5 protein-coding genes are annotated in these 3962 nt (G+C 57.0%); 4 read left to right on the top strand and 1 reads right to left on the bottom strand.

The genetic code is table 11. The features are described 5' to 3' along the window. Nucleotides 1–399 (top strand): DUF3106 domain-containing protein (locus V7080_RS24610; protein WP_334191012.1); only part of this gene is annotated, 399 nt, incomplete at its 5' end. 33 nt (nt 400–432) lie between these two features. After that, complete coding sequence (locus V7080_RS24605; RefSeq protein ID WP_334191011.1) at nt 433–909, top strand: RDD family protein; 477 nt, start codon at nt 433–435, stop codon at nt 907–909. Nucleotides 910–1025: 116 nt separating this feature from the next. Here the strand turns inward: V7080_RS24605 and V7080_RS24600 are convergent, their stop codons facing one another. Then, on the bottom strand, nt 1026–1712 hold the full coding sequence (locus V7080_RS24600; RefSeq protein ID WP_334191010.1) for an FFLEELY motif protein: 687 nt from the start codon (nt 1710–1712) through the stop codon (nt 1026–1028). A 152-nt stretch (nt 1713–1864) separates the two neighbouring features. Between V7080_RS24600 and V7080_RS24595 the strand changes: the two genes are divergently transcribed. Then, entirely contained in the window at nt 1865–2386 is a 522-nt protein-coding gene (locus tag V7080_RS24595; RefSeq protein WP_334191009.1) for a hypothetical protein, read from the top strand. A 4-nt stretch (nt 2387–2390) separates the two neighbouring features. Further along, on the top strand, nt 2391–3962 hold a 1572-nt coding region (locus V7080_RS24590; RefSeq protein WP_334191008.1), incomplete at its 3' end, for a GMC family oxidoreductase.

Raw genomic sequence — 3962 nt, 5'->3', positions numbered from 1 at the left:
CGCAAGATGAAATGGCTTGCAATCGGCAACAAGTACGCATCAATGAATCCTGACGAACAACAACGCGTACAGGACCGTATGCGTGAATGGGTGAAGCTTACGCCGGACGAGCGCCGGATCGCACGGGAAAGTTACTCACGTGCAAAAAAACTGAACCCGGATCAGAAGTCAGAGAAGTGGCAGGAATATCAACAGCTTTCGGAAGAACAGAAAAAGAAGCTGGCTGCAGACGCCGCCGCCAAAAAAACCGTTGCGACATTACCGCGTCCGTCCCAGGCAACCACCAAGCCTGTACCTCCGATCAAATCCACGCCCAAGCCTGTACTGGAAGAATCCGTGACGCCGAAAGCGGCCGGCAAGTTTCCACTTCAGCAAGCGACCCAACCCGTATCGAAGTAAATATCAATCTTGAGCTTTCCCCCTGCCCCGACTTTGAAACGCCGCCTGGCAAGCATGGTGTACGAAGCCATGCTGCTGTTTGGCGTTCTTTTCATCTCCGGATGGATATTCTCCACGCTGCTCGAGCAAAGGCACGCGCTCTATTTACGCAGCGCATTGCAATACTGGCTATTCCTCGTGCTGGGCCTGTATTTCGTCTGGTTCTGGACGCATCGAGGCCAGACGCTGGCAATGAAAACATGGCGAATCAGGCTTGTTGCCGGGAATGGCGGGGATCCGACGACTCTGCGGGCGATTGCACGCTATTTCCTGTCCTTGCTTTGGATCGTGCCCGGCCTTGCATTGGCCCGGGCGATCGGCGCGCAGGGCTGGATGCTGGTGGTGATACCGCTGGCAAACATGGTGCTATGGGCACTGGCCATCTACGCTGATCCGCAGCGTCAATTCCTTCACGACCGCATCGCGGGAACACGGCTGGTTGATGTAACTGACGTGCCCGACCAAGCTTGATTGCGGCAAATTTCCGATCAGACTAAGAAATAGATGCATACATCCACAAGCAGCTGTTCGCATCGAGCATCACAATCGGAAGAGCCGCTCGTGCGGCAGCCCTTCAGCATCCAGTTTCAGAATGGCTCTGGATCACCGGCATAAAGCCTGCCAAGAATCCCACTCTCACGGTGGACCACCGTATCGACGAACGCATCAGGGCGACGCATTTCCTTGAACGCCTTGAATCCGCGCTCCAGAAATGATTGCAGCTCCGACAGTCTGGCCAGTTTCGCCGGTGTTCTCATGACTTTCAGCGTACCGCCGATCAAGGGAAGCCGGACCAGCTCGCACAAGGCGCTGCCCACCGACCTAACATGCGCAATTTGCCTTTGCCGTTCGGCACGCGAAGTCAAGCGGTAGGCTTCCATGTACTCTGCCGCTGAAAACTCTGCCCCGAGACGCGACGCCATTTCGGCATCCAAATGTTCCGAAAGCGCGTCGAGCTCAAGCGCCTCCGTGATGGTTTCCAATGCGCTGGCTGGAAGGAGCTTCTCCATCGTTGGAACGATGCGTTCAAGATCGCTGTCCCGCTGCGTCAAGTCCTCCGGCCCGTACAAGTCGTTAAGGAAGAACAGCGCTGCGGCGCGGGTCTCCGGGGAATCGAGAAGATCGCGATAGGTGGTCACCATTCTTAAGGACTGGAAGCGCTTGACGGCAAGCCGGGCCGCGAGGACGTCACCATTTTGCTTGACGGATTGACGCTGCGAAGCGGCGTCATGCAATGCCTTGCGCAGCCTGAAAATAATTTCCTGTTTGGACATGATGTGCCGTACAAGCGTTGGCGCCCGAAAAATGAAGAATGCCCTGCGTTCTTCATTTTGATAAGCGGAATTCTAGAACGAAAGCTCTAGTCCGCCGCGGAAACAGGCCCGACGCTTGGAGTACACTGCGAAAAATCACAAATATAAAAGACATGGCAGACATCCAATCCCGGCGTGTTTTCCTGAAAGCAGGCCTTATCGGCACATTGACCCTGACGGCGGCTGGCGGCTTGTATCGCTTCCTGCACAACGGAACGGACCAGTCGGCAGCCTTCAGGATGAACCAGGACGCGAAAGCGGTTCTGACGGCAATCATTCCGGTGGTACTCAAAGGCGCGATAGTACCGACCGTCGAGGCAATCGACACGGCCTTGCATCGCGTGCAGGACGCGATCTCAGGCTTGCCACTTTCAACCCAGAAAGAGATCCAGGATTTGTTCGGCCTGTTGACCCTTGCACCAAGCCGCCGGTTGCTTGCCGGGCTGACCGAGGAATGGCCGCAAGCCTCGCCGGAACAGGTCCAGGCGTTCCTGGAAGGCTGGCGCAACCACCGTTTCGCGTTGATGCAGAGCGCTTATCATGCCTTGCACGATCTCATTACCGGTTCGTGGTACGCCGACGAGTCGACCTGGCAAACAATCGGCTACCCCGGCCCGATGAAAGAATTGAGCTGAATCCATGTCTTCGAACCTGATTCCCGACCCATTCGCAGCAGGCATCGCCTCCGGATGGTCCGTCATCGACGCATCAGCCCTTACGCAGGACCGCACGATCGAGGCGGATGTGGCGATTGTCGGAAGCGGCGCCGGCGGCGGCGTCACCGCCGAGATCCTTGCATTGACTGGCTTGAAGGTAGTGATCATCGAGGAAGGTCCGCTGAAGTCCTCCAAAGACTTCAAGATGCGGGAAGCGCAGGCATATCCGGCGCTGTACCAGGAATCCGCCGCGCGCAAGACCATGGACAAGGCGATCAATATTCTTCAGGGGCGTACCGTAGGCGGATCGACCACCATCAATTGGACATCTAGTTTCCGGACGCCCGACAGCACGCTTTTGCATTGGCAAAAGCATTTTGGCTTGAAGCACTATACGTCTGAAGCGCTTGCCCCATGGTTCGCGATGATGGAGCAACGTCTCAACATCAGCGTATGGCATACGCCGCCGAATGAAAACAATGATCTGCTGAAGCGCGGCGCAGCCAGGCTGGGCATACCGGCAGCGGCAATCATGCGCAATGTGAAGGGCTGCTGGAATTTGGGTTACTGCGGAATGGGTTGTCCAACCAATGCCAAGCAATCGATGCTGGTGACAACGCTGCCCTCAGCGCTGTCGCACGGCGCGACCCTCCTTACTCGCGCCAGGGCGGAAAAGCTCATATTCAGGAACGATGCCGTCACGGCGCTGAACTGCACCGCGCTCGACGCAAATGGACTGTCTGCATCAGGATTCAAAGTCATCATCCGGGCACGCCATTTCGTCATCGCCGGCGGTGCGATCAACTCGCCTGCGCTCTTGCTGCGCTCCAATGCCCCGGATCCGAGTACACAACTGGGAAAGCGTACCTTTCTTCATCCGACCGTATTGTCCGCCGGACTGTTCGATCAAAAAGTCGATGGTTTCGCCGGCGCGCCGCAAACCATCTACTCGGATCATTTTCTTGATACGCAAGCGATTGATGGACCGATCGGCTACAAGCTTGAAGCGCCGCCGCTGCATCCACTACTGTTCGCATCCACCATGCCCGGCTACGGCTCGCAGCATGCCGACTTGATGAAGCAGTTCGCCCATGCCCATGCGCTGATCGCCTTGTTGCGGGACGGCTTCAGTGAAGATTCCATCGGCGGCGAAGTGCAACTCCGTAGTGACGGCTCGCCGGTGCTCGACTATCCGATATCGGAAGCAGTATGGGATGGTGCACGCCGCGCATTTTTATCGATGGCCGAGATACAATTCGCTGCTGGCGCAAAATCGGTCTATCCGGTCCACGAGATGGCGGCGCCTTACTCGAATTGGGCAACAGCCAAAAAATCCATCGAAGCCCTGCCCTTTAAGCCGCTGCTGACGCGCGTCGTTTCAGCGCACGTGATGGGAGGCTGCACGATGTCGGACGACTCGCGACTGGGGGTAGTGACATCCAACGGGCGCTATCGTGACGTCGTGAACCTGTCGGTGCATGATGGCTCGCTTTTCCCCACCTCGATCGGCGCCAACCCCCAGCTTTCGATTTACGGCATCACCGCGAAACTGGCG

Origin of the sequence: Noviherbaspirillum sp. (assembly GCF_036846085.1) — a bacterium.
In the GTDB taxonomy this organism is placed as follows: Bacteria; Pseudomonadota; Gammaproteobacteria; order Burkholderiales; family Burkholderiaceae_D; genus Noviherbaspirillum.
This window is presented reverse-complemented; position numbering and strand designations above follow the sequence as displayed.